We start from the raw sequence: 380 nt of genomic DNA on the forward strand, positions 1-380 counted from the left end.
AGGCGGCCCCATCACGCGTGCGGACGTGCGCCGGATCATGACCGAGGGGCCCCGGGGCGGGGAGCGGACCTAAGGGCCTGTCCGCCCCACCGCCCAAAAACGACCTCAAGGACGTCCGTCGACATACCCGTACGTACCCAGGTCGCCCCCTCTACCGCCCGTTCCCGTTCGATTACAGTGCTTGCGCGGTCGCCCGCAGAGGCCCGCGCATCCGAGCACGTGGTGACGGGAAGGCGGCGGGGTGAGCACAGGGACCACAGCTGCGGTCTGGGGCCGGGCCGAGCAGCAGGACTTCCGCAGCCGGGTGCGCGGGACGCTGCTCGGCGTGGCCGTCGGGGACGCCCTCGGCGCCCCGGTCGACGGGGCCCGCCTTGACGGTC

General features: G+C 73.4%; 1 pseudogene. It reads left to right on the top strand.

Annotated elements, in window-relative coordinates:
- Positions 1 to 241 precede the first annotated feature (241 nt).
- Positions 242 to 380 (top strand): annotated as a pseudogene (locus OO69_RS51820) (ADP-ribosylglycohydrolase family protein); the annotation flags it as partial.

The sequence above is a fragment of the Streptomyces sp. NRRL F-525 genome (assembly GCF_000716605.1).
Lineage (GTDB): Bacteria > Actinomycetota > Actinomycetes > Streptomycetales > Streptomycetaceae > Streptomyces.